The sequence below is a fragment of the Vreelandella glaciei genome (genome assembly GCF_013415125.1).
Lineage (GTDB): Bacteria > Pseudomonadota > Gammaproteobacteria > Pseudomonadales > Halomonadaceae > Vreelandella > Vreelandella glaciei.
Map to the genome: position 1 here is coordinate 1 of NZ_JACCDE010000014.1, position 25,983 is coordinate 25,983.

The 25,983-nt window shown below is 55.1% G+C and carries 18 protein-coding genes and 2 CRISPR repeat arrays; of the genes, 10 read left to right on the top strand and 8 right to left on the bottom strand.

What is annotated here, in order from left to right:
- Window positions 1-111: 111 nt before the first annotated feature.
- Both HZS80_RS10665 and HZS80_RS10670 read left to right on the top strand, forming a co-directional pair.
- Window positions 112-1,080: a molybdopterin oxidoreductase family protein gene (locus tag HZS80_RS10665; RefSeq protein WP_340162617.1), complete on the top strand. Its 969-nt coding sequence runs from the start codon at window positions 112-114 to the stop codon at window positions 1,078-1,080.
- On the top strand, window positions 1,080-1,637 hold the full coding sequence (locus HZS80_RS10670) for a helical membrane plugin domain-containing protein (protein ID WP_179916069.1): 558 nt from the start codon (window positions 1,080-1,082) through the stop codon (window positions 1,635-1,637). Before HZS80_RS10665 ends, HZS80_RS10670 begins: the two co-directional genes overlap by 1 nt.
- Before the next feature lie 84 nt (window positions 1,638-1,721).
- Here HZS80_RS10670 and fdhD read toward each other — a convergent pair whose 3' ends face one another.
- The gene (fdhD, locus tag HZS80_RS10675; protein WP_179916070.1) at window positions 1,722-2,588 is read right to left on the bottom strand and encodes a formate dehydrogenase accessory sulfurtransferase FdhD; all 867 of its coding nucleotides are present in this window, start codon (window positions 2,586-2,588) and stop codon (window positions 1,722-1,724) included.
- Between the two features lie 266 nt (window positions 2,589-2,854).
- Here fdhD and HZS80_RS10680 point away from each other — a divergent pair, with 266 nt between their 5' ends.
- The 5 genes from HZS80_RS10680 to HZS80_RS10700 all read left to right on the top strand — a co-directional run bounded on the left by HZS80_RS10680 (window position 2,855) and on the right by HZS80_RS10700 (window position 6,497).
- Entirely contained in the window at window positions 2,855-4,018 is a 1,164-nt protein-coding gene (locus tag HZS80_RS10680; RefSeq protein ID WP_176303369.1) for a glycosyltransferase family 4 protein, read from the top strand.
- Window positions 3,981-4,520 (top strand): phosphatase PAP2 family protein, encoded by a 540-nt coding sequence (locus tag HZS80_RS10685; protein ID WP_035564134.1) that lies wholly within the window; start codon window positions 3,981-3,983, stop codon window positions 4,518-4,520. The genes HZS80_RS10680 and HZS80_RS10685 overlap by 38 nt, the downstream gene beginning before the upstream one ends.
- Before the next feature lie 1,055 nt (window positions 4,521-5,575).
- Window positions 5,576-5,707 carry an entericidin A/B family lipoprotein gene (locus tag HZS80_RS10690; RefSeq protein ID WP_008956940.1) on the top strand — a complete coding sequence of 44 codons (132 nt, stop codon included), beginning with the start codon at window positions 5,576-5,578 and terminating at the stop codon, window positions 5,705-5,707.
- A 5-nt stretch (window positions 5,708-5,712) separates the two neighbouring features.
- The gene (locus HZS80_RS10695; protein WP_035564130.1) at window positions 5,713-6,243 is read left to right on the top strand and encodes a YqiA/YcfP family alpha/beta fold hydrolase; all 531 of its coding nucleotides are present in this window, start codon (window positions 5,713-5,715) and stop codon (window positions 6,241-6,243) included.
- Window positions 6,244-6,329: 86 nt separating this feature from the next.
- A complete protein-coding gene (locus HZS80_RS10700) occupies window positions 6,330-6,497 on the top strand; it encodes a DUF6435 family protein (protein WP_144408617.1) in 168 nt (55 codons plus the stop codon).
- A gap of 14 nt (window positions 6,498-6,511) precedes the next feature.
- Here the strand turns inward: HZS80_RS10700 and ntrC are convergent, their stop codons facing one another.
- The 4 genes from ntrC to glnA all read right to left on the bottom strand — a co-directional run bounded on the left by ntrC (window position 6,512) and on the right by glnA (window position 11,300).
- Entirely contained in the window at window positions 6,512-7,939 is a 1,428-nt protein-coding gene (gene ntrC, locus HZS80_RS10705) for a nitrogen regulation protein NR(I) (RefSeq protein WP_179916071.1), read from the bottom strand.
- Window positions 7,932-8,993: a nitrogen regulation protein NR(II) gene (gene glnL / locus HZS80_RS10710; RefSeq protein WP_179916072.1), complete on the bottom strand. Its 1,062-nt coding sequence runs from the start codon at window positions 8,991-8,993 to the stop codon at window positions 7,932-7,934. Before glnL ends, ntrC begins: the two co-directional genes overlap by 8 nt.
- 221 nt (window positions 8,994-9,214) lie before the next feature.
- Complete coding sequence (locus HZS80_RS10715; protein ID WP_179916073.1) at window positions 9,215-9,751, bottom strand: DUF4124 domain-containing protein; 537 nt, start codon at window positions 9,749-9,751, stop codon at window positions 9,215-9,217.
- Window positions 9,752-9,893: 142 nt separating this feature from the next.
- Window positions 9,894-11,300 (bottom strand): glutamate--ammonia ligase, encoded by a 1,407-nt coding sequence (gene glnA / locus HZS80_RS10720; protein WP_179916074.1) that lies wholly within the window; start codon window positions 11,298-11,300, stop codon window positions 9,894-9,896.
- A gap of 533 nt (window positions 11,301-11,833) precedes the next feature.
- On the opposite strand from glnA, the gene HZS80_RS10725 reads away from it, so the two are divergent.
- Window positions 11,834-12,457, top strand: coding sequence for a hypothetical protein (locus tag HZS80_RS10725; protein ID WP_179916075.1), 624 nt, complete (start codon window positions 11,834-11,836; stop codon window positions 12,455-12,457).
- Window positions 12,458-12,491: 34 nt separating this feature from the next.
- Here HZS80_RS10725 and HZS80_RS10730 read toward each other — a convergent pair whose 3' ends face one another.
- Window positions 12,492-13,520 (bottom strand): acyltransferase family protein, encoded by a 1,029-nt coding sequence (locus HZS80_RS10730; protein ID WP_179916076.1) that lies wholly within the window; start codon window positions 13,518-13,520, stop codon window positions 12,492-12,494.
- Window positions 13,521-13,684: 164 nt separating this feature from the next.
- On the opposite strand from HZS80_RS10730, the gene HZS80_RS10735 reads away from it, so the two are divergent.
- Window positions 13,685-14,680, top strand: a complete 996-nt coding sequence (locus tag HZS80_RS10735; protein ID WP_179916077.1) for an alpha/beta hydrolase — start codon at window positions 13,685-13,687, stop codon at window positions 14,678-14,680.
- A gap of 45 nt (window positions 14,681-14,725) precedes the next feature.
- Entirely contained in the window at window positions 14,726-15,028 is a 303-nt protein-coding gene (locus HZS80_RS10740) for a hypothetical protein (RefSeq protein ID WP_179916078.1), read from the top strand.
- Window positions 15,029-15,459: 431 nt separating this feature from the next.
- A CRISPR array of direct repeats spans window positions 15,460-16,028; the repeat unit is 28 nt; unit sequence TTTCTGAGCTGCCTGGGCGGCAGCGCAC.
- Window positions 16,029-16,110: 82 nt separating this feature from the next.
- A CRISPR array of direct repeats spans window positions 16,111-24,243; the repeat unit is 28 nt; unit sequence TTTCTGAGCTGCCTGGGCGGCAGCGCAC.
- A 111-nt stretch (window positions 24,244-24,354) separates the two neighbouring features.
- Here the strand turns inward: HZS80_RS10740 and cas6f are convergent.
- Both cas6f and csy3 read right to left on the bottom strand, forming a co-directional pair.
- Window positions 24,355-24,942 carry a type I-F CRISPR-associated endoribonuclease Cas6/Csy4 gene (gene cas6f, locus HZS80_RS10745; protein ID WP_179916079.1) on the bottom strand — a complete coding sequence of 196 codons (588 nt, stop codon included), beginning with the start codon at window positions 24,940-24,942 and terminating at the stop codon, window positions 24,355-24,357.
- A 3-nt stretch (window positions 24,943-24,945) separates the two neighbouring features.
- Window positions 24,946-25,971, bottom strand: a complete 1,026-nt coding sequence (csy3, locus tag HZS80_RS10750) for a type I-F CRISPR-associated protein Csy3 (protein ID WP_179916080.1) — start codon at window positions 25,969-25,971, stop codon at window positions 24,946-24,948.
- Between the last annotated feature and the right edge of the window lie 12 nt (window positions 25,972-25,983).

Consider the following 25,983-nt stretch of genomic DNA (forward strand, 5'->3'; position numbering starts at 1 on the left):
CTGGCGCGGAACTTGACGTTGGGCATGGCACTGTCTGGGTGAATGGCGATATTCGCTATATTGCCATGCAGTTCAGTAGGTTAGAAGCATTCCTGGGGGCCGGTCTCACGGATTCAGGATAACGTCCACTCGGCCTTTGAAAAACTCGATTTTATGGTAGTACAAGACATCTTCTTAAGTCGTACGGCTGAATTCGCCGATGTTGTTCTGCCCGCCTGCCCCAGCGTTGAAAAAGAGGGTACGTTCGTTAATACAGAACGGCGTATTCAGCGCTTTTATGAAGTGATGCCGCCGCTGGGCAATAGCCGCCCTGATTGGCGTATTCTCACCGATTTAGCTGCACGTATGGGGCATGATTGGGGCTACACCCACCCTTCTCAGATCATGCAGGAGTGTGCGTCCATTTCGCCCATGTTCGCAGGGGTTAGCTATGAGCGTTTAGAGGGCTGGAAATCGCTATCCTGGCCCGTAAATGCTGATGGCGTCGACTCACCCTTGCTGTATACCGATGGGTTTCCCACCGCGAACGGTAAGGCGAACCTCTTTCCCCTGAAGTGGCAGGAGCCCGCAGAAGCCACTGATGCAGAATATGATTTATCACTCGATAACGGCCGGTTACTTGAGCAGTTTCAAGGCGCTAATCAGACAGGCCGCTCGCAGGGTATTTGGGATCAAGCGCCTCATGGTTTTGTCGAAGTCAGCCATGAGCTTGCTGCCGAACGTGGTATCGAGGAAGGTACCTGGGTAAGGATTACGTCTCGACGCGACAGCATTGAGTTTCCAGTAGTGATTACTGACCGCGTCGCTGGTAAGACTTTGTTTCTCCCCATTCATTTCGGCAAGCCGGGTGTGAATGCGCTAACCGGTGAACACAACGACCCCGATGTACAAACGCCCGCCTACAAAGAAACCGCCGTCAAGCTGGAAGTGCTAGACAAGCGCACGGAACCGCCGCTGCCCAGCACTAACTTTCGTTTCGGGCAGCGCACACCTAATCAAGGCGTTGCCGTTGAGGTTAAGTGGATGCAAGACGATTACCGGCTTCCGCCCGCCCAGCAACATAAGCCGAGGAAAACGTAATGGCCGAACGAATTTCTCACGACGTGACGCCACCCAAGATCGGGCCGGATGCTCATGAAGCGCTGGAGGCGCTACTTCAAACGCTACACGAGCATGGTGTACTACGTTTTGCCAACGATATCGTGGCCGCCAATTCCGACGTTACCCGTCTGTTAGTCAACGGACTCAGTAACGAAGGGTCACTCAATACGATCCAAAATCTCTCGATCATCCTAATGGCTCTCTCCACTTTACCACCGGATCGTTTCTATCAAGTGATGATGGCGGTTAGAGACGGCGTGGATCAAATTGGTAGCTATCGTAGTCGCGGCAGTAGTAGCGACAACAGCAGTAGCACCAAGAGCGAGGCAGACTCCGCCGAAGCCATGAATAAAGAAGAAGCGAGTAAAGGAGAAGCACCAGGTGTCAGTGGCGTTTATAAAATGCTGCATGATGATGAACTTTGGCACGCCATACAGCCTTTATTAGCCGGGATTCGAGCTTTTTCTGAGCGGCTCGATACGCCTGTCGACAAGCCCGTTACTGACTTTACCGGCAAACCAACCGAAGGCCCATAACTCCCTAGCGGTGCCAGGAACCAGCCGATGCCACGAAAATGAAATAAAACTGCCGCCCAGCTTATTGGGGAGGGACGTATTCGCCTAAGCTGGGCGCTTGTCCTCTGCGTTATAGGACAATGCATACGACGAACCAAGAATACGCTCAGCACCTGAGTAAATATTGAAACGTCCCTCACGCAGGAATCCCACCAAGGTGATGCCAAACTCCCTCGCCAGCCGCACGGCATAACTACTCGGGGCGGAAATAGCGCATACCACCGACACACGCGCCATTATGCATTTCTGAATGAGCTCGAAACTAGCGCGGCCGCTGAGCAGCACAATACGCTCGGCGAGCGGTAGCTGGTCGTTCAATAACGCCCACCCGGTTAACTTATCGACCGCATTATGGCGCCCTACATCTTCTCTTAAGACCAGTAATTGCCCGCTAGTATCAAACAAGGCGGCCGCATGTAGCCCGCCGGTTTGCTCGAAAAGCCTTTGTTGCTTGTACAGCTCGCCTGGCAACGACAGCAGCAGCTGTTGACTTAACCGGGTGGAAAAAGCCAAAGGTGCCAATCCCTGCATGGCATCAAGATTCAGCTTTTTCTTACCGCACACGCCGCAGGCACTGTTGGAGAGCGACGAGCGCTCCAGTCGCTCGGCCTGCATACTGTTAAAGCGCTTAAGTACTACTTGTAACACATTGGGCTGCCCCACTAGATGGTCGATAACTTCAAAGTCATCCTTCGTATGCGCGACCCCCTCGCTTAGCATCAGCCCGGCTGCCAGTTCCCTATCGTGGCCGGGTGTACGCATCGTGATCACCGGCTCGGTACCCGACAAGCGGATTTCCAGCGCTTCTTCAATGGCTAAAGCATCTTCTCTAACGGTAATGCCTTGGGTATCTAAGGTGAGGATATCTAAATGAATATCACCGTATTCGTGCGTGCCGCGTGCTACATCCATTGTAAACTCCTTGCTAGGCTCTTCCTGATTGGCAGCCTTTTCGGCGAGCAAGCCTGCTCTATATGAGGCTAGTTCAGCTTTTATCCCCTGCCAATAGCTACGCGCACCCTTGCCCAAATCCCTTTCTATTCATAACAAATGCTATTAAGACACGACTCCCTTTCGCCCATTACCCACGTTGTCATCGCTTGTTCATCCATTTGACTCGGCAGTGTCATTCACTCTGCCCACACTGCATAAAAACGTGATAAAGGGATGGATCGCTTATGCGGCTCTGCATCGTCAGTGAAACATGGTCACCGGATATTAATGGCGTTGCCCATACGCTGAGCCGGTTAAGCTACGAACTTCGTCGGCAAGGAGTGCCGGTTGATGTTATTCGTCCTCGCCCAAGAACCCCTAGTCATGCAACGGGGGTGAACAGCGAACTGCAAGTGCAGCGCCTTGCTTTACCCGGCTATTCCGATGTTCAGGTGGGATTAGTCACACCCGCCACATTACGACGCTTTTGGGACCAACATCGCCCTGATGTTATCTACTTAGCAACCCAAGGCCCGCTCGGCTGGGCTGCTCGTCAAGCGGCACGGCGGCTCAATATCCCTCTAGTGGCGGGTTGGCACACGAACTTTGATCACTACTGCGAAGATTATGGTGTTACTTGGCTGGCATCGACCACACGGCGCTACCTTCGCTACTTTCATAATGGCTGCGACCTAACGTTAGTGCCTACCCATCAGCAAGCTAATACGCTTCAACAGCAAGGGATCCGGGATATCCATGTACTTTCACGTGGGCTAGACGGAGAGCGCTTCTCGCCTGCCCATCGTGATACACAATTGCGCCAGCGCTGGGGCGTAGGCGAACATCAGCCGGTCGCACTTTATGTTGGTCGGTTAGCCGCCGAAAAAAACCTCACCCTGCTCCATGAAAGCCTTCAAGCCATGCGCGAAGTGCGTCCCGATATCGCTCAGGTCATCGTAGGCGACGGCCCTGCGCGGGCACAGCTGGAAAAAGCACTGCCGGACGCGCATTTCACCGGCTTCGTGGGGCAGGAATCGCTGGCTCGCCACTATGCCAGTGCCGATCTGTTTATTTTCCCCTCACTTTCAGAAACCTGGGGGAATGTGGTCGCAGAAGCAATGGCCAGCGGCTTAGCCGTGGTGGCTTATGAACATGCTGCCAGCGCCGAACTCATTAATAGTGGCTATAACGGTATTACCGTTCCCGCTGGCAATAGCGCTGCCTTTCAGCAGGCAGCGGTCGAGCTGTGCCAGCACCCCGCTGACTACGCGCGCCTAGGTCGAGTAGCGCGTTTACGTGCACTTGAGCAGAGCTGGACAGGGATTGCAGAGCAGTTTCTGCGTTATTTACACCAAGCCCAGGAGGCTCACCATGCGCCCGCGTCCGCTTGTCGTATTCGACCGTCTTGACTTATTAGAGTGGCAATTATGCCAGCGCGTATCGCGGCTCTCGCTGTATCGCCCCTGGCGCATTACTCTGCAAGCCGCCAGCCGCTTAGGTGATTGGCCGGTATGGGTGCTGCTGATTCTGGCCCAGCCCTGGCTTCAACCAAACGGCTCGTGGCGGTTGATGCAGTACAGCGTTATTGCGCTGTTTGCCATAGCCGTATATCGCCTGGTAAAAACACGACTCTGTCGTGAGCGGCCCTTTATTACCTATAGCGAGGGCATTCTGTGCTGTGAACCGGCACGTGATCGTTATAGTTTTCCCAGCGGCCACACCATGCATGCGGTGATGTTTAGCGTATTAGTAGCCGCTCACACCCCCTGGCTACTACCGGTGATCCTACCGCTATCCCTGCTGATTGCGATCTCCCGCGTCGGGCTGGGGCTGCACTATGTGAGTGATGTACTGGCAGGCGCTGCATTGGGCTATGCCTTTGCCTTGGTCAGCCTTTATTGGATGGGGTAATGGCCGTTTTCATCCGACTTATTTTTACCGCTTATTAACCGTGGGCTGGCTTGCATTTGGCTTGCTCTATTTCGAGCGTATGGTGCCTGAGCGAAGCAAAGGCCGTTGGAAGCACTAACGCAAAATGCCCGCTGACGCGGGCATTTTAGTTATTTTTAAATAATTGTTATGGTTAGAGCAGTTGGTTAAATGTCGGGGGGCATGTCATCGCGCTCGTCCATAGTGGCCATGAAAGATGTCTTAAACATCATATACACACCCACCCCCGAAAACCCTAAGAACAAAACAAACATGCATAACATCAATGCCATCGCCATAATCTTGTCCCTGTTCGTGTGCGGTCGTTACGTTGACGTTTTCTAACCGCGACATTTGGTTTTATCGAAAGGATAGACTAAAACACAGGTTTTATCTGTACGAGAGCTGTGTGTACAAAAGCGATGCAGAACGCTAAATTTTTAAAATATTTAAAAATCAACTACTTATAATATTATACGCACGCAAAAAGACCACCCCGTTTTTACGAGATGGTCGTTTTGCACCGATTCCACTCCTTGGTCTGATGAACAGCGCCTCCTTGCGCTGCAACCAGTGAGTGGGCGGATTGTCCTTTAACTTCCTGTTTGTCTTTCGGCGTCCTGCCTTCCTTTTTTCTCTCAACCCACTCACTTAGTTACTAATAACAATTATCTAAACGGCTAGAGCTAAACAACTGAACTTCTACGCAACTACTCAGTAGCTGCAGGGACTGCGCCAAGCCATGCCAATAATCAACATTAATAATTAAAAACAATAACTTAAAAACAACAAACATCTCCAAATAGGCTAATTTCCCTGCACTTTTGATGTGTAGAACTGGCACATGCGACATAAGCACACGTTATCAAGACACATCTATCTAGCTGAAACACATTAAAATGATGGCGAAACGGCGCAACAGCGATTATTTTTGCTAACGAACCTTCCCACTTTGCTATAAAAAGGCTTTGCTTTAAAAAGTGTCCAGACAGCTCTATCAATGTTTGACGCACGCCCATGCCTTTGAGGAAACCGCTATGAAACGTACTATTGCGCTTGCCATACTCGTCATGACCACACTTCTGTTGGTAAGTGGTTGCAATACCATTCGGGGTGCTGGTGAGGATATCGAACAGGGTGGAGAAGCTATCCAACGCTCAGCGAGCTAAACGTGATGATGACTGTTTACTTATCCCACGGCCTAGAGAGCGGCCCAGGGGCACTTAAAATCCAGGCACTAAAAGGCGTTGCTGAAAAACTAGATGATTGTGAGCCCGTGGTAATGGACTATCGAGGCATGGCAGAGCCCCAGCAACGTCTTCAGCATCTTTTACAGGTGATAGCCGAGCGCGGTGATGACCCTGCCCACTGTGTACTGGCAGGTTCAAGCCTGGGCGGGTGGCTAAGCGCGGCCGTCAGCGCTCAGCAGCCCGTATTAGGCTGTTTTTTGTTAGCCCCCGCGTTAGGCATAGCCGCCTACCCTGAAACGTCGCCCACCATCCAGGCACGCCACACGCACATTGTTCACGGCTGGCGCGATGATATCGTTGCCCCTGAACCGGTGATTGAACGTGCTCGCCTGCAGCGGCTGTCGCTGAGAATGGTGGACGATGATCACCGCTTACACGCCAGCCTCGACACCATTTTGGTCGATTTTGAGCGCTTTCTATGTCAATGCAGCGCGGACTCTCAGAACGACGCATAACCGCTGACCAAAACAAACATTCGACACAAGCAACCAAAACCTATACAAATGGTGTACACCAAAACCAGATAGTGAGGAAATTGCTTATGTTTGGCATGTTTAAGCGCGACCCCAAAAAGAAACTCCAGCAAAATTATGAGCGTAAACTGCAAGCCGCGATGGAAGCGTCTCGTAACGGCGATATGCGCGCCAATGCCACCCTTACCGAAGAAGCTGAGGCGATATTGGCTGAGATTAAACGCCTTGAGCAGTAACGACTGCTTAGCCTTTACTCGTCAGCCAGTGCTGGCAGCAGCGTTTTTAATTTGCGGGTCAGTGTATTACGCCCCCAGCCAAGCAGTTCAGCGGCTTCACCTTTGCGTCCACCGGTATGCTTTAAAGCGGTTTCAATCAGAATCCGCTCAAAATCGGGCACCGCCTCTTCCAAAAGATGGGTATGGCCTTCGGCCAAGGCATGATCCGCCCAGTCGCGAAACGCCGTACGCCAATCACCATGAGCGCTACTTTCGGAAGCGCTTGGCGAGCGCAGTTCCTGCGGCAAATCTTCAACAAGGATTTCACGCCCCGACGCCATCACCGTCAGCCACCGGCAGATATTTTCCAACTGCCGCACGTTACCGGGCCACGGCAAGCGTGTTAGGTGGGCTTCCGCTTCACTGGTCAGCACCTTGATATCGGTAGTCAGCTCTTTCGCCGCTTCGGCCAGAAAGTGCCGGGTTAAACGTGGTATATCTTCGCGCCTTTCAGCCAGTTTCGGCAGGTGAATACGGATCACGTTTAGGCGGTGGAACAAATCCTCCCGGAAGCGGCCGTCATCCACCAACACTTCTAGGTTTTGGTGCGTAGCGGCGATGATACGCACGTCCACTTTAACCGGCGTATGCCCCCCGACGCGATAGAACTCACCATCCGCCAGCACGCGTAGCAGGCGCGTTTGGGTTTCCGATGGCATATCGCCTATTTCGTCTAAAAACAGTGTGCCGCCGTTGGCCTGCTCAAACCGCCCTTGGCGCTGCTGTGCCGCCCCGGTAAAAGCGCCCTTCTCATGGCCAAACAGCTCCGACTCGATCAAATCGCGAGGAATCGCCGCCATGTTCAACGCGATAAAGGGCTTACCGGCACGCGGGCTATGCTGATGCAGCGCCTGAGCAACGCGCTCTTTACCCGTCCCCGACTCCCCGTTGATTAACACCGTGATATGCGAGTGAGAAAGACGGCCAATGGCGCGAAACACCTCCTGCATCGCGGGCGCTTCACCAATAATCTCAGCGTTTAAGCCTTCCGGCACGGCGACCGGTCGTTGGCGTTCCCGGGCGTGGGCCACCGCGCGGCGCACCAGCGCCAGGGCTTCATCAACGTCGAACGGCTTGGGCAAGTATTCAAATGCCCCACCCTGATAAGAGGCGACGGCGCTGTCTAGGTCGGAGTGTGCGGTCATCACGATCACCGGTAGATCGGGATGCGCCTCGCGTACTCTCGCCATTAAGTCCAGGCCGTCGATACCTGGCATACGAATGTCGGTGACCAGCACGTCAGGGGGGCTTTCCAGTAAACGCGCAAGGGCTGTATCTGCACGCTCAATACACTCAACATCGAGATCGGGCTGCGCCAGGGCGCGTTCCAGCACCCAGCGGATAGCGCGGTCGTCATCGACAATCACCACCCGCGCAACATCGGTACGTGTAGTCTCAGTCATGACGCTTCTCCGGTAAAATTATTACCAATGGAATCAGTAAACGAAATTCGGTATGTCCGGGTCGTGAGTCGCATTCAATCAATCCTTGATGTTGGTGCAAAATCGACTGGGCGATCGATAACCCAAGGCCACTACCTTCTGCGCGTCCTGATACCATCGGGTAGAACAGCGTTTCCTGCAGCGTATCGGGAATGCCTGGGCCGTTATCAATCACCGAGACTTCACTGACTAAACGGTGGCGTTCCGCCCCGAGGGTAAACTGACGCCGGGCGCGGGTGCGCAGTATTAAGGTAGGTTCAGGGGTTTGAGCATCGTTCATGGCTTGCACGGCGTTGCGTGCAACGTTGAGTACCGCTTGAATCATCTGCGATTCATCGCCGGAAAGGTCGGGCAAACTGGGGTCATAATCGCGGCTAATAACAACGCTGGGATGCTCAGCAATTAACAGCGCACGTACGCGCTCTAGCACCCGGTGAATATTGACCGGTTCATGCTTAAGCACACGGTTAGGGCCCAGCATGGAGTCGACCAAGTCGCGCAGCCGATCCACCTCTTCCACAATGATATGGGTATATTCGCGCAGTGCCGGATCATCTAAATCCCGTTCTAACAACTGTGCAGCGCCGCGAATCCCGCCGAGCGGGTTTTTCACTTCGTGAGCAAGCCCACGGGCCAATATCTTGATGGTTTCTTGGCGAGTGGTTAGCGCTTCTTCACGAGAGATCTGCATTAACCGATCCCGCGGCTCCACTTCTAACAGTAGCTCGTCGTCCGATAGCGGCGTCACGGTGTAGTCGACCGTCAGCGGCTCACTGTTCAGCGGCGTAATACGCGCTTCTCGCTGGGTGTAAGGATGAAACGCATCCCGCGCTTTAGCCAATACCTCATCGATGCTGTCAACACCGCCCAGAAGCGTATCTAGGCTGATGCCGTAAACGCGGCTTAAGCTAACCGCTAGTAAGGCTTCAGCGGCAGGGTTCATCCAGCGCACACGCAGCTCGCCGTCCAGCAGCAGTACCGCCGTGGTGAGATGTTCAAGCAAACGCTGATGCATGGTGGTGTCCTGAGAAATTACGTCTTCCATCGCCGTTGCAGACCTACAGGTGGATAATCAATGAGGGAACTGCAAAAAGCGCGCCAATTATGCATTTATGCCTAGTTGCACGGCTTGCGGGCATAGCAATAAAAGAAGATGGATCTTTTTAGCGCAATCACCGCGCCAAATGCCTCCATAACCGCACCAATTTAGTGCATTCGAGATTTTAACCACACGGCCTAAGGCACCGTAATGGTCACCGCGGGCGTACGGTGCTGTAAACGCTGACTACTATCCAATAGCTCTGCTTGAAGCTCATGCTGCCCCGCAGGGAGCCCTGTTAACCAGAAAACATCACTGTGCAGCGCGGTCTGGCTAATCTCTCCATTCACTATCAGCCGCACTTGGTGGTCATCGCGCAGCGGAGGCGCAATGGCCACTTCCACCGCGGTGCTTCGCTCCGGCAGCCGTGCGCCTTGCTGGGGCAGCGCAATCGAAAAGTGGTCATACGGCATAAAAGGCTGCCCTGGCTTGCCACGTGGGCGCCCAGTAGCGGGCGTGGCTACACTGGCCGTAGCTGCGCTTAACCCAGGCGGCAGGCTTGGCAACGGTGCCAATTCCAACGCCTCCCCGCCGCGGCCAGGGTTATCGGTAAACGTAACGTTGCCGTGCTCATCAATGACCCTGAAAACCGTCTGCCCGAAAACGGCATCTGAACCGGTGCCCAGTGCAGCAGCTATCAAGAAGCTGATCGCGCACGTGGTTAGCTTGCCCATACGGCTCCTCACACTTGTCACATCCTCAATAACGAAAAAACCCCGCCGAAGCGGGGTTTTGATACTATTTTTATCAACTGCGTCTTTATCAACTGTTACCACCGCCAGGGTGATGGTAGCAGCTAGGTGCTAAAAGCGCTGATTAGCAGCTGTAGTACATATCAAACTCGATGGGGTGAGTCGTCATGCGAATACGCTCCACTTCTTCCATTTTGAGTTCGATGTAGGCATCGATCATTTCGTCGGTGAACACGCCACCTTCGGTCAGAAACGCACGGTCAGCGTCGAGGGCTTCCAGTGCTTGATCCAGGCTGTGCGCTACGGTCGGTACTAACTTGCCTTCTTCTGGCGGCAGGTCGTACAGGTTTTTATCCATGGCATCGCCAGGATGGATCTTGTTCTTGATACCGTCGATACCCGCCATCAACATGGCAGAGAATGCCAGGTACGGGTTGGCAGTCGGATCAGGGAAGCGAGCTTCAACACGCTTGCCTTTCGGGCTTGCGGTGTAAGGAATACGGATAGAAGCAGAACGGTTGCGGGCACTGTAGGCCAGCATTACCGGCGCTTCAAAGCCAGGTACCAGACGCTTGTATGAGTTGGTAGACGCGTTAGTAAAGGCGTTCAGGGCACGAGCGTGCTTGATGATACCGCCAATGTAGAACAGCGCCATTTCAGACAAGCCAGCGTACTCGTCACCGGCGAACTGGTTCTCACCACCTTTCCAGAACGACTGGTGAACATGCATACCAGAACCGTTGTCGCCTACCAGCGGCTTCGGCATAAAGGTCGCCGTTTTGCCATACGCGTGCGCCACGTTGTGGATCACGTACTTCATTTCCTGAACTTCGTCAGCTTTCTTCACCAGCGTGTTGAATTTAACGCCGATTTCGTTCTGACCCGCGTTGGAAACCTCGTGGTGGTGAACCTCGACCGTCTGACCAATCGCTTCCAGGGTATTACACATTGCGCCACGAATATCGTGGAAGCTGTCAACCGGGGGAACCGGGAAGTAGCCGCCTTTAACGCGCGGGCGGTGGCCCAGGTTGCCGCCTTCTACTTGGCTATCGGTTGCCCAAGCGCCCTCATCGGAGGTGATTTTGTACATGGAGCCCTGAATGTCAGACTTCCAATGCACTTCGTCAAAGATAAAGAATTCAGGCTCAGGACCGAAAAACGCGGTGTCGCCCAGGCCAGTAGACTCTAGATAAGCTTCAGCGCGCTTGGCGATGGAGCGCGGGTCACGATCGTAGCCCTGCATAGTGGCCGGCTCGATGATGTCGCAGCGCAGAACCAGCGTCGCATCTTCGGTGAAGGGGTCGAGATAGCCAGTGCCATCTTCCGGGCGCAGAATCATGTCGGATTCGTTGATGCCCTTCCAGCCTTCGATAGAAGAGCCATCGAACATTTGGCCATTCTCAAAGAATTCTTCGTTCACATCGCGAGCAGGCACGGTAACGTGCTGCTCTTTGCCGCGAGTGTCGGTAAAACGCAGATCTACCCACTTAACATCATGTTCTTCAATTAGCGCGAGAGTCTTGGCTGACATAGAGTCCTCCGGTATGAGCGTGGCTTAAAAGCTAACGACTGTAAGCTACCGATAAATGTGTTGTTCGACAAAATACGCGCTAAACCGCACGTTTGTCATTCTTGTTCGCTCAGCGCTTGCCTGCCATTAGTGAACAAATCGCTCAGCGAGCATTTCAAACCGGCTATCGTTTTAGCACGTCGTAGGGCTTATGCCTACGGCCCGCTAGCCGCTTGAAAATATAATGCAGAGAGCATGCCAACTCTGCACCAATATGGCATAGAAAAATAGCAACCAATTGTTTTATAACTGTTAAAAAGTGGATAAGGATGCCTCTTGATGACGCAAAGCGGCTAAATACAGGTCCGGCAGCTGTTTAAAAAAGCCATTGCGCACCAATGCAGAGCAAAAATAATGCTGCATGCGCCAATTAAGTGCATTAATAATAGTGAGCCCTCTTTTCTGGCTCGCACGTTTTTTACTTGCTACCCAAATAAGCCAGCTACTACAATAAATTACAATTTTTTATACTTGCTCACAATCGGAGGCGGCAAATGGGATCGGTTTGCTTTATCGTTGATGCCATGGTGACGGGTAACATGCTGCCACGCCACTTAAAATCCATATGTGATTCTGGCATAGCCGACCACTGGCTGCCCATTTTGGTAACGAGCACGCAAGCCCATGCGCGTCTTAGCTCGATTGAGCAGCGTTACCACACTCATTGCTTGATCACCCCCACGCTGTCACTAGGTGCACGCCTCAATAAAGCAGCCTTTGCCAGCCAAGCTGAGTGGTTAATTATTGCGCTGCAGAAACAGCCACTGCCTGCCAGCCTCTGGGGCTCACTCTACCCGCAATTGAACACCTACAGCCTTGATGCCTTAATTGTTGGCCTTGCTCAGCCGTCATTGTCAAAACGCATCCTGCGCCGCTTATTGGCAAGCACGCTACTATTACCGCCCTACATAGCCGTCAGACGGGCCTGGCTTGAGCGCCTAGGTGGTTTTGATCCCGAGCTGGATGACAGCGGCGCGATTGACGATTTTTTACAGCGCTTGCATGACTGCCCCACTCGCCTAAAAACGTACAGCGGCCGCTTGCTTAGCCAAGCAGATGAACACTCATCCGCCATGCTGCCCAACGCTCGAAATCTCGCTTACACATCGCAGCGGTAAACCGCGCCTTTCGACTTATGCACTAATGTTCCCATTAACGTACCTTCAAGCGCTTGCCGAACAGCATCGCTCCTAGCGTGGTGGTATTCGCCAATTTATTAAGGGCCACCGACCCGACGAGGCCAACGACGATGAGTACCAGCGCATACACCCCAATCGGCAACGACAAAGGCACAACCACCAGATCGGCAAGCACAAAGAGCATGGGGTGAGCCAAGTAAATCCCAAACGAATACGCATTGATGTGGCGCACCCACAACGGCGCCGTGCGCCCAGCCAAATAACGCATGGCGCAAAGCGTAAACAGCACGAAGAACGGGATCACCCACACCTCTTTGGATGAAAACGCCAGCCAACCCGCAAACGTCGCCGCTATAAGTAGCGCCACCAACAGCACCAACCACGCCGGGTGCGCCAATTGCTGCATCCAGGTGGGCCGCTCAGCGAGTACCCCCTCTGGGGCTAGCGGGTAGTAGCGCACTAGTACCAGCGCCAGGAAAAACACATAGATCCACCCCAGCGGGGCGATCCACAGCAGGTAGCCGGGCAAATCAACATCAAACCAATAAGCCAGCCCCCAATACGCCATGCTGATGACGCAGGCACCCCACAACCATGGCACCGGATTTAATCGCCACAGCTGCCAGCGGGTAAACAGCCAATAAGCCACGTAAAACTGCATCGCAATAATCAAAAAATAGCCATGCCAGCCCGCATAAACGTAATACTCGATAGCATTAGCCACGAACCCCACCGGCTCATCCGACGTCTTTTGGCTTAACCATTCAGCGGTGGAATAAATAAAGCCATACACAAAGTACGGCACCATCACATACTTTACGCGCTGAGTAAGAAACCCCTCCGGCACGGATTTATCGTAGCGAACAGCAAACACAAAGACCGATATAAACAAAAAGATTGGCGTACCCAGCACTAACGGCAGGCGCATTAAATCAGTGGCGACATTATCGAGGCGTTGATTGACGTGATCTAATAAATGAAACAAAAAAACGGCTATACAGCCGTAAGCGCGCAACCAATAGATCTCTTCAACTTTTCGCATTGGGCCTCCCGCCGCTACATACGCCTAACCTGCTATTCTGCATAACTACTCTGTGTAACTATGCTGCGTAACGAGTCTGCATAACAACTTGGCATAACTACGATGAACAACCATTGCCGTCGCGCTGTCCGACTTTATTAAACTATTTTAATTCCGGAGAAAACGTGTTCATCCCAAAACCACCTTTCCTCTCCTACCGATGTCGCACCCTACTCACCACTTTGATTGGGTGGCTAACACTCAGCGGGCACAGCTTGGCAAGCGACGTTGAGCACCATCACTTTTCCTCACCCACCCTCGGTTACGACTACCCCTATAGCGTTTATTTACCTGATAATTATGACACCCAGGCAACCACGCCCTATCCCGTCATTTACATGCTACACGGCTCCTTTGGCACCGACCGCGACTGGGTTTCCCGCGGCAATCTTCAACAGGTAGCCGACAGGTTAATTCGCGCGGGGCATATACCTCCGGCAGTTTTCATTATGCCCGGTAGCCGTAGCTGGTGGGTAGATGGCCACAACGAACCCGCCCGTAGCGCGTTTTTTAATGACCTAATGCCCCACGTGGAAGCGACCTATCGCGTTGGGCAAGAGCGCCATCTACGTGGCGTAGCGGGGCTTTCCGCCGGTGGCTACGGCGCGCTTAACTTCGCCCTAGAACGGCCCGATTTATTTGCTGCTGTGGCGGCGCTTAGCCCCGCAAGCTACGCCCCTCTACCACCGCGCAACTCCTCCGCCTGGCGCCACCCAGCCTTTATTAATGACCAAGGGCAATTTGACCGCGAGCTTTGGGAAACCCTCAACTACACCGCCCATTTAGAAGAATATCGCCTGCGCGTCACCCCCCGCGGCACCGATGAAGAAGGTGACCTTCCCCCCGTGCCACTGTATATCAGCGCCGGGCGCAGCGACGTATACGACGCAGAATTTCACGCCCGCTTACTCCGCCAAGCCATGGAGCGCATTCAACCCAACGAGGTAAGGCTCGACCTTTACCCCGGCGGCCATACATGGCAGGTTTGGCGCGCCAGCCTACCCGCCGCACTCAACTTCTTATTTCAGTACGTGGGTCAGCCCAATAATGTAGCGGCAGCTGAAGAGACGGCGGAACAAGCAATGCCTGTCGAAGAAAGCCCTGATGAAGTAAGCAGCTGAACGCACTACACTAAAGCGACATCCAACGTAACAAGGAAGACGACGATGCATCAGCATATAGAATGGGATAACCCAGGTAGCGCCAGCGTAGCGGAGTACTTTAAAAACGACCCTGACCATAACGCCCCCGACCCAGGCGACATTATTTCTGCCCGCTACCAAGGTGCCATGGTACGCATCAAGGTAGAAGCATACCGCGAAGATGACGCAGTAAGCATTGGTGAAGTCGTCGCGATCATCGACGCCAAAGGCGGCCGCCACCAAAGCCACAGCAAACTCGATATCGGCCACATCGTCAGAGTTCCCGACGACAAACGCGCCATGGAAACCCCGCCGAAAGAAGAGTAACGCGTTAGCGCGTTCCTGATTTCAGTAACAGAGGCCATCCAACGTGATGGCTTTTTAGTGTCAGAGCCTGAGTTCTTCAGCAGCGACGTCCGGTTTGCCACAAACAAAGATTAAGCACATTTCGAGTAGCGGGTGGTAAGCGGCAGCGCGCCCGCGAAGGCGGCCCAGTGCGAAAACGCAACCGTTCCAAAAGCACAGTGCGGATGGGGAGACTCGAACTCCCACGCCTTTCTGAGCGACCTGAACTACAACTCCACCTTTTCCACTCATCAAAGGTAATCCACATTTCGAGTAGCATGGCGTAAGCCTCAGACGCAGCGGCCCGGTGCGAAAGCACCGAAAAGCGGTGCCTCGGGCACACACATTAAAACCAGCAAAGCTGCCTGAGCGGCAGCGCACTATTTGACCCAATGATTAGCCTTCTCCCGGATTTTCTGAGCTGCCTGGGCGGCAGCGCACATGGATGGCCCGAACTGAATGCGCGGCTCACTTTTCTGAGCTGCCTGGGCGGCAGCGCACCGCCCAAACGCATCGAATCCGTGAGCGCTGGCTTTCTGAGCTGCCTGGGCGGCAGCGCACAGCCACGCCAACGGCATCACTGCCCCGCACCTTTTCTGAGCTGCCTGGGCGGCAGCGCACATCGAAATTGACAAAATGATTACTCAGTTGTTTTTCTGAGCTGCCTGGGCGGCAGCGCACTTGCAAGCTCAAAGCAGCGCACACACGACAACTTTCTGAGCTGCCTGGGCGGCAGCGCACAGTGCTAACCCAAACACTGGCGGCGTTCGTCGTTTCTGAGCTGCCTGGGCGGCAGCGCACTAAGAACTCTTGAGGACGGAGCAACACGGGCATTTCTGAGCTGCCTGGGCGGCAGCGCACGGTGCGACAGCGTTGCTGGCGTTCACGGACATTTTCTGAGCTGCCTGGGCGGCAGCGCACGCATAATTGAAACGCGCAAGCTTGAACCTGTATTTCTGAGCTGCCTGGGCGGCAGCGCACTCGCTAACGTGCCCAGCTATGCTGATAACCCTTTTCTGGGCGGCAGCGCACCGCGCGTCTGCTGAGTGGTGCCCTCCATCGTTTTTCTGAGCTGCCTGGGCGGCAGCGCACCTGATGTACCTGTATCTAGAATATCTGTTGTATTTCTGAGCTGCCTGGGCGGCAGCGCACGTTGAGATAGCCGCTGGAATTTCGCTAGGCGTTTTCTGAGCTGCCTGGGCGGCAGCGCACGCCCTCAGCATTGACCACCACTTGCTCTATCTGTTTCTGAGCTGCCTGGGCGGCAGCGCACGCGCCGACATTAACTGGCAGGCGTTTATGCCGTTTCTGAGCTGCCTGGGCGGCAGCGCACGTGCCTTTTTTTAAATCAGGTTACGGCGGTTATTTCTGAGCTGCCTGGGCGGCAGCGCACTTTACTACTACCAATACGGCTTGGGGATTGAGTTTCTGAGCTGCCTGGGCGGCAGCGCACAAGTTACTCAAGGGGATGGAAGCCCTTATCCATTTCTGAGCTGCCTGGGCGGCAGCGCACGAAACTGACCCGCTTACGTTCGCGGGCAACGATTTCTGAGCTGCCTGGGCGGCAGCGCACTTGATGGTCGTCGTTAGTCCTTCTGAGTACATTTCTGAGCTGCCTGGGCGGCAGCGCACATTGCAGAAGCCGCGGACAAATTGCGTCAAATTTTCTGAGCTGCCTGGGCGGCAGCGCACGATCGTCTCAACGCGGTTGGCCACCGCGCCGGTTTCTGAGCTGCCTGGGCGGCAGCGCACTGAAAAGCCCGGCATGATTGAAATGCTTAAACTTTCTGAGCTGCCTGGGCGGCAGCGCACTCTGGCTGACCACTGCAATTTTATATCCCATTTTTCTGAGCTGCCTGGGCGGCAGCGCACAGTACGCACACCGGGCGGGCATGTTTCCGTATTTTCTGAGCTGCCTGGGCGGCAGCGCACTGGCCGCGAAGGGTAACGCTGTAAGCTGTTTTTTTCTGAGCTGCCTGGGCGGCAGCGCACGACGACGGAGTGAGCTTCTCTTGGACGTTAATTTTCTGAGCTGCCTGGGCGGCAGCGCACCAGGGAATCTATTTTCACAAAGCGGCGAGGTGTTTCTGAGCTGCCTGGGCGGCAGCGCACCTACTGGCGAACGCTCAATAGCGGTGTGCTCATTTCTGAGCTGCCTGGGCGGCAGCGCACTTAATAATAGCGGTTATACGGGATCTATTGTTTTTCTGAGCTGCCTGGGCGGCAGCGCACTGGACGGTTCTAAGTTCACGAACCCGGCTGACTTTCTGAGCTGCCTGGGCGGCAGCGCACTTAGTTTCGACTGATACTGAAATCACGGTAGTTTTCTGAGCTGCCTGGGCGGCAGCGCACAACGCTGCTTTATTTAATCTATACGCGGCACTTTTCTGAGCTGCCTGGGCGGCAGCGCACGATGCGATCGTTAGTGCCTTTAATCGCGGTTTTTTCTGAGCTGCCTGGGCGGCAGCGCACGAGTTGGTGCCAATGAATACAGACTCGTTGTTTTTTCTGAGCTGCCTGGGCGGCAGCGCACCTCTAGCTACACAAATTAACGTCATTTCGGCTTTTCTGAGCTGCCTGGGCGGCAGCGCACTCAAGGAACCAACACTCACAGACGGGCAGATCTTTCTGAGCTGCCTGGGCGGCAGCGCACTAGCAGATGAGAGGTTTGACAAAATGAATATTTTTCTGAGCTGCCTGGGCGGCAGCGCACACAGTCATCTGAACCCCTTCTTTATTAGCGAATTTCTGAGCTGCCTGGGCGGCAGCGCACTTGCCCTCTTTTCTAATTATAAGCTTCCTGATTTTCTGAGCTGCCTGGGCGGCAGCGCACCTGAACAGGTTGATATACCTGATTTTCAATCATTTCTGAGCTGCCTGGGCGGCAGCGCACCGTTAGCACGTCTTCGCCCTCGGTGGCTTTAGTTTCTGAGCTGCCTGGGCGGCAGCGCACCGTCCATTCCATGGTCATGAGCTCTTGGCCGTTTTCTGAGCTGCCTGGGCGGCAGCGCACATGTACGGCTGGGATGGCGGTACCGCCGTGATTTTCTGAGCTGCCTGGGCGGCAGCGCACGAGCTCGCGCCTTTTGTGCTGGCAATCGCTGATTTCTGAGCTGCCTGGGCGGCAGCGCACATCCCGCTGAATACGCTGGCGTTTCGCTGCGGTTTCTGAGCTGCCTGGGCGGCAGCGCACGGCGTAAAGGAGAAATCTCTATGAGTTTCATCTTTCTGAGCTGCCTGGGCGGCAGCGCACTTTATTTAATGATGATTCTGAAATTCCGGATTTTTCTGAGCTGCCTGGGCGGCAGCGCACTTGATGTTTTGCCTAGCTGGAGTATCGGTATCTTTCTGAGCTGCCTGGGCGGCAGCGCACATCGGCTAGTAAGTCTGTTTGTACTGGGGTTATTTCTGAGCTGCCTGGGCGGCAGCGCACTTTATTTAGCGTTTAGATATCCGATTGCCTGGTTTCTGAGCTGCCTGGGCGGCAGCGCACCGGAGGTGCGCGCCATTTTTACCGGCAGTTTTTTTCTGAGCTGCCTGGGCGGCAGCGCACTGGCGTATTACAGTTGACGACCTCTATGCAGATTTCTGAGCTGCCTGGGCGGCAGCGCACCTGTTCAGCAGCGTGTTTAGCTGGCTGATGCCTTTCTGAGCTGCCTGGGCGGCAGCGCACACCCCCGTGCAGATTGAAGCGATTTATCAGCATTTCTGAGCTGCCTGGGCGGCAGCGCACGCCCCGGCGCAAAAGCCCAAGGTAATGATCGTTTTCTGAGCTGCCTGGGCGGCAGCGCACCAGTCCGCCGGGCATCAGCACCACGGCTTGCATTTCTGAGCTGCCTGGGCGGCAGCGCACCCAACATACCCTACAATCTGAGCATGATGATTTTTCTGAGCTGCCTGGGCGGCAGCGCACAATCCGGCCATATCGTCATCATGAGCGTTGATTTTCTGAGCTGCCTGGGCGGCAGCGCACATGGGTTGAACGATTTCGCCGGTACCGTAGTTTTTCTGAGCTGCCTGGGCGGCAGCGCACCAGGTGGGGATCTCTGACGATGACATCGACATTTTCTGAGCTGCCTGGGCGGCAGCGCACGATCGCCCGCCGCGATGGTCAGCCCATCGTATTTTCTGAGCTGCCTGGGCGGCAGCGCACGCGATGGCTTCACGCGGCGTGGCTTCCAGATATTTCTGAGCTGCCTGGGCGGCAGCGCACGGAGACTGCAGCGTTGCCTGTTTCCACATCTGTTTCTGAGCTGCCTGGGCGGCAGCGCACCCTCCTTCCCGACCTAACACGATTCTCTAACTTTTCTGAGCTGCCTGGGCGGCAGCGCACCATACGCCGCGCTATTAATGCTGAGTTTTGGTTTTCTGAGCTGCCTGGGCGGCAGCGCACCATAGATATCAAGCATAGCACGCACACTAAAATTTCTGAGCTGCCTGGGCGGCAGCGCACAGGTTATTTATGAGCTATCGCTATGCGATTGTTTTCTGAGCTGCCTGGGCGGCAGCGCACTGGGCGCACCCTCAAACGTGCGGATCACTGAATTTCTGAGCTGCCTGGGCGGCAGCGCACCCGCTGCTGGCCTGAATCGTTGCGGGCGGCGATTTCTGAGCTGCCTGGGCGGCAGCGCACGCGGAATCGCCCACGTCGTACGCTGACATCACTTTCTGAGCTGCCTGGGCGGCAGCGCACTCGAGGTCTTCGGAGCCGCCCAGGTACTTCATTTTCTGAGCTGCCTGGGCGGCAGCGCACGTGGGCGTCGTCACCGAGCTGTGTGAGCTAATTTTCTGAGCTGCCTGGGCGGCAGCGCACCGGCCTTTGATACCACTGAGCTAGCGATGTTCTTTCTGAGCTGCCTGGGCGGCAGCGCACTGTTGCAATACGTTTTTTACTATCCACTCTACTTTCTGAGCTGCCTGGGCGGCAGCGCACTTAAAGGGGTTCGTGGGTCACTAACGGGCACTTTTCTGAGCTGCCTGGGCGGCAGCGCACTCAGATTCATAGCACCAGTTTACCGGGTGCCTTTTCTGAGCTGCCTGGGCGGCAGCGCACTTGATTTGCTGAACTCCCTGCCGGTTGAACAATTTCTGAGCTGCCTGGGCGGCAGCGCACAGTACCCCAGTGTAACGTTCACGGAAAAGAACTTTCTGAGCTGCCTGGGCGGCAGCGCACATCGGTCAGGATCATATCGCAAGCGCGTCCATTTTCTGAGCTGCCTGGGCGGCAGCGCACGATATTCCGCAAGCCTTGCTTGATGAGATCAATTTCTGAGCTGCCTGGGCGGCAGCGCACAAAACCGTTGAGCGCCGTGCCGAGCTGGATGATTTCTGAGCTGCCTGGGCGGCAGCGCACGTCTCCGCATTGGAGAGGCCCTGACCGCCGCTTTTCTGAGCTGCCTGGGCGGCAGCGCACTGTTGCAATACGTTTTTTACTATCCACTCTACTTTCTGAGCTGCCTGGGCGGCAGCGCACATACTCGCTCTACCCAGGAGATTAGTCCAAGCTTTCTGAGCTGCCTGGGCGGCAGCGCACCTGGCCCGGCTGTGCAGACAGATACCCAGCACTTTCTGAGCTGCCTGGGCGGCAGCGCACAAGTAAAACGATGTAGCCAAAACACCCGCCACTTTCTGAGCTGCCTGGGCGGCAGCGCACACCCCTGAATACTTTGACGCCTTGCTCGATCATTTCTGAGCTGCCTGGGCGGCAGCGCACGCAAAGCTTTACCCGATGGCGGCACAGCAGCATTTCTGAGCTGCCTGGGCGGCAGCGCACGTTTTCTAGCGTATTCGCCGACCAGTTCTTCATTTCTGAGCTGCCTGGGCGGCAGCGCACCAATAATCCTGTGCGCCCTTACTCTTCATCAGTTTTCTGAGCTGCCTGGGCGGCAGCGCACGACAAATACGCAACCAACAATATCGGAGGCAACTTTCTGAGCTGCCTGGGCGGCAGCGCACTGCTAGTCCCTATCCAGCAGTCGCCGATGTCTTTTCTGAGCTGCCTGGGCGGCAGCGCACCCCATTAACCCGAGGAAGGAAGTGGAGAATGTTTTCTGAGCTGCCTGGGCGGCAGCGCACGCACGGTACTAGCGGCAAGGCGTAAAGACTAGTTTCTGAGCTGCCTGGGCGGCAGCGCACATAGATAGAGACCGATAGCAACACTGCTAACGTTTCTGAGCTGCCTGGGCGGCAGCGCACCTCATACAGGGTCTGGCCCGCTAGTCATCGAATTTCTGAGCTGCCTGGGCGGCAGCGCACCTAGCACGTTAGCGCTGACTGGTTTTTCAGAATTTCTGAGCTGCCTGGGCGGCAGCGCACAGCAGGAAATGGAGAACGGCCTGCGTGGCATGTTTCTGAGCTGCCTGGGCGGCAGCGCACCTGATTAATCTGCAGCGTGGTACGTACCTGATTTTCTGAGCTGCCTGGGCGGCAGCGCACCCTCCTGCTCTTCAATTGCCCGCATCCACCGCTTTCTGAGCTGCCTGGGCGGCAGCGCACTCCAGCGCGAATCAGCAAAGCCTGGAATGCGTTTTCTGAGCTGCCTGGGCGGCAGCGCACTATTGCCTAGCTCGATAAAATCGTTAGGCGATTTTCTGAGCTGCCTGGGCGGCAGCGCACGCTAAGATGCTCGAGCGCGTCTTTGATCTCTTTTTCTGAGCTGCCTGGGCGGCAGCGCACATTGAGCCATCTCCATTATTGCGATTGCTTCGTTTCTGAGCTGCCTGGGCGGCAGCGCACTGAGCATAGGTCAACTGTACGACTACGCGGAATTTCTGAGCTGCCTGGGCGGCAGCGCACCGGTTCAAGCGGCACCACCTGCCACCCCTCCGTTTCTGAGCTGCCTGGGCGGCAGCGCACATCAGAAAGTTTGGCAAGCAGTTTGCCGCTGTTTTCTGAGCTGCCTGGGCGGCAGCGCACCGGCTGGCTTAGCTCATTCGTGAGGCGTGAAATTTCTGAGCTGCCTGGGCGGCAGCGCACATTCATGGCCGCCCCTATCGGTAACCAATTCTTTTCTGAGCTGCCTGGGCGGCAGCGCACTTAAAGGGGTTCGTGGGTCACTAACGGGCACTTTTCTGAGCTGCCTGGGCGGCAGCGCACTCAGATTCATAGCACCAGTTTACCGGGTGCCTTTTCTGAGCTGCCTGGGCGGCAGCGCACTTGATTTGCTGAACTCCCTGCCGGTTGAACAATTTCTGAGCTGCCTGGGCGGCAGCGCACAGTACCCCAGTGTAACGTTCACGGAAAAGAACTTTCTGAGCTGCCTGGGCGGCAGCGCACATCGGTCAGGATCATATCGCAAGCGCGTCCATTTTCTGAGCTGCCTGGGCGGCAGCGCACGGCGACAATTGACCCGCATAGCTCGATATCATTTTCTGAGCTGCCTGGGCGGCAGCGCACATGGTGGCGAGGATTCTGGCGGCTCTGGCGGCTTTCTGAGCTGCCTGGGCGGCAGCGCACAATGTTTAACGTAAAAGGGAGCGGGTACGGCTTTTCTGAGCTGCCTGGGCGGCAGCGCACAAACGATTCTATAAGAAGAAGAGGCGCCAGGTTTTCTGAGCTGCCTGGGCGGCAGCGCACATCATAAAAATATGGAACATATTCCTGTTTATTTTCTGAGCTGCCTGGGCGGCAGCGCACGACGACCGCCGCAGCAAACACCCTGTTTATCATTTCTGAGCTGCCTGGGCGGCAGCGCACACGGTGATGGTACGGGTGATGATGATGGGGATTTTCTGAGCTGCCTGGGCGGCAGCGCACATTTACAGAAGGCCCAATAGATAACGTTACTCTTTCTGAGCTGCCTGGGCGGCAGCGCACGTTATTCCAATATTGTTAACGCCTGCTTTAATTTTCTGAGCTGCCTGGGCGGCAGCGCACGTAAACCAATTAACGATGGGGGCGGCGATGATTTTCTGAGCTGCCTGGGCGGCAGCGCACTGGTAGCCGGTAATCACGCGTAGTTCTTCGCATTTCTGAGCTGCCTGGGCGGCAGCGCACATGCAGGAAGTCGAAGACCTCGAAGAGGGCGATTTCTGAGCTGCCTGGGCGGCAGCGCACTCTGCCATGGCGCAGTTTGGTGCGGCTGGTGATTTCTGAGCTGCCTGGGCGGCAGCGCACTCTAGCAGTATCGCGCAGACTGCTATTTTCTATTTCTGAGCTGCCTGGGCGGCAGCGCACGTTGAGCCTGACCAGCGGGCATCAGAGGTATGTTTCTGAGCTGCCTGGGCGGCAGCGCATGCCTTGATGTTTGTGTAAGGCTGCGTCTTGCTTTTCTGAGCTGCCTGGGCGGCAGCGCACCACATTTAAAGCATGGCCTTTCGTTTTCGACAGTTTCTGAGCTGCCTGGGCGGCAGCGCACAATATCCAGCGCAAACGACAGATATTTTGGCGTTTCTGAGCTGCCTGGGCGGCAGCGCACTCTCGTCCGTGGTGTCGCCAACGTTGATCCATTTTCTGAGCTGCCTGGGCGGCAGCGCACCTTCATGAAGCCGCTGCATAATGACAATGATATTTCTGAGCTGCCTGGGCGGCAGCGCACACGATGATGAGGTTTACGCCTCGCTGATTAACTTTCTGAGCTGCCTGGGCGGCAGCGCACCGAAATATCAGAGCAATGCCTAGCGTACGTCTTTTCTGAGCTGCCTGGGCGGCAGCGCACTAGTTCTGGGATCTTCACTAGTTTCTAGTGTTTTTCTGAGCTGCCTGGGCGGCAGCGCACGCGTTAACGTCGAGCGCTTTGGCTTCATCTTCTTTCTGAGCTGCCTGGGCGGCAGCGCACACGCATCCGGGCGATACGTTTTCGATTACTAATTTCTGAGCTGCCTGGGCGGCAGCGCACGAATGCGGATGCCAGCCATTCGAGTCGCCATATTTCTGAGCTGCCTGGGCGGCAGCGCACTTTCGCAATCTGCATCAGTTTTATGCGACACATTTCTGAGCTGCCTGGGCGGCAGCGCACTGGCGTTGTTAAACAAATATCCCAATTGTAATTTTCTGAGCTGCCTGGGCGGCAGCGCACTAGGCGCTTCCAGACCAGACGCTAAAGCCGATTTTCTGAGCTGCCTGGGCGGCAGCGCACGCGTGGCATACCCCCGCCACCATCACCCAAATTTTCTGAGCTGCCTGGGCGGCAGCGCACTTGAAGATTTATTAAAAGAAGAGTTCCCGCCAGTTTCTGAGCTGCCTGGGCGGCAGCGCACTAGAGCATATCAAAATTAATGTGCTGATTGTTAAAGAGCTTTAGCCAAAAAAAGCGGTATCACCCTTTTTTGAGCGATACCGCTAAGTGGTTGATTATTTGTTACCAATTTTCATGTTGAAAAAAAGGGTGAAAACCACGGTACGGTCGCGTTACTGCTTAAACCGTAGTGGTTAAACGCTCCCGCCACCGAGCTCTCCTGAGGCTTGCTGTGTTCGATAAATAGGCTAAAACGCTGCTGGGTAGAACGACTATTGATCTGCACAAAGGGCAGCTCAATACGCCGTTCCGCCAGCTTGGCATAAATCTTCCGCGCTTCGTCTTCCGAGATATCATGCCGTTTGGCGTAACGTTTGGCCCGGCTTTCACTGCCCGTATTAAACTGCTTACGCGCCACATTGATATGCTGAACATCAGCAGGCACCGCAAGCACTTCGCTCACCTGGGTGTGGTCACGCATGCCGGTTAGCCAGCCGGCACTCATTAGCTGCTGCAAACGTGCTTGCGTGCCGTGCAAGCGAAGGTGATCGCCCAGTGTGCGAGCGCGAACACCGTGCTTATGGCCAGGGAAGCTGACGCCTACATCTGCGGCCTGTAAATCAAACAGCGCCCGGTGCAACTTGTTATAAAGCGCGCCCATTAACATTGCCGGGGCAAAGTCAGGGTCGGGCCTTAAACGGAGGTCGATATAGTGATCCATGGTTTACCCCGCTTCGCCGAATACACCGCCGCGAATCAGGGTCGCCATAACAAAGTGCTGATCTTCTTTCGTAGGCACTTGATCCTTGATCATCCAGTTATCTAGCAGAGAGTAGAAATCAGCCTTCTGCTTGGGCTGGCGGTACGCTTTGCCCTGGGTGGTCACTGAGCCATACGGCTCAACAGCAATAGGGCCTAGGTCTTCATCGTTCTCATTGGGGTACCAGGTGTCGATGGTACGAATGGCGTTACCCAGTTTTTGCGAGTGAATACCGGCAATCTTGCTAACGTGATAAAGCGTTTTGCTCTTATCACCCCGGCCCCGGTCAAGAATCAGCTCTTGCGAAGGGAACACTTCTTGGCCACTGCCCACGCGCACATAAGCCACTACCTCTAGCAGTAAGTGCTGCTCACCGGCCAGTGCGGAGGCAATAACTCCGGCGAGCTCTTTAAGCTCGGCAGTGTCCTCGAAGGCCCGCAACGAAAGCGACAGTGCATCAAACGCCCACTCTTTGGTAGTTTTACCCTGCGCCAATTGGCGAACGCTTACCTCAACTTGCTCTGCACCCATGCGGTTACGCCACAGGAAACGACCATTAGCGAGGTTATTGGCATAGCGATGCGCCAGCTCGCCAAAGCCTTGCGCTTGTTTATACTCGGCAACTGCCTGTTCCAGCTTGGCTTGGTACTCAGCGTTATTACAGGCCGAAGGCGTTCCGGCACCCGCCAGTACGCGCAGCGTAAAACGAGCAACTAAGGTGTCTGCATCGTGGGGTAGCGTGGCGACATCGACAGTTTGCAGGTTGGGATTTTCAATCGCCGCGTCTAGCTTAGCGGGGTCTTGGTCTTTGGCTTTCAGGCGGTTGGAAATGGTGCCGCGCACCGACTTTTCGCGCACTTCTACCGGCTGCCACTGCTGATCATCTTGGCGCTGTTCCCAGTTGCTGGCGTAAAGCAGGGCATCGGAAGGGTCAAGCTTGCGCTCAAAAGCGAGGACGGAAGCAGTTTTAAGGGTATCGTTTTTAGCCATGATAAAGCTCCT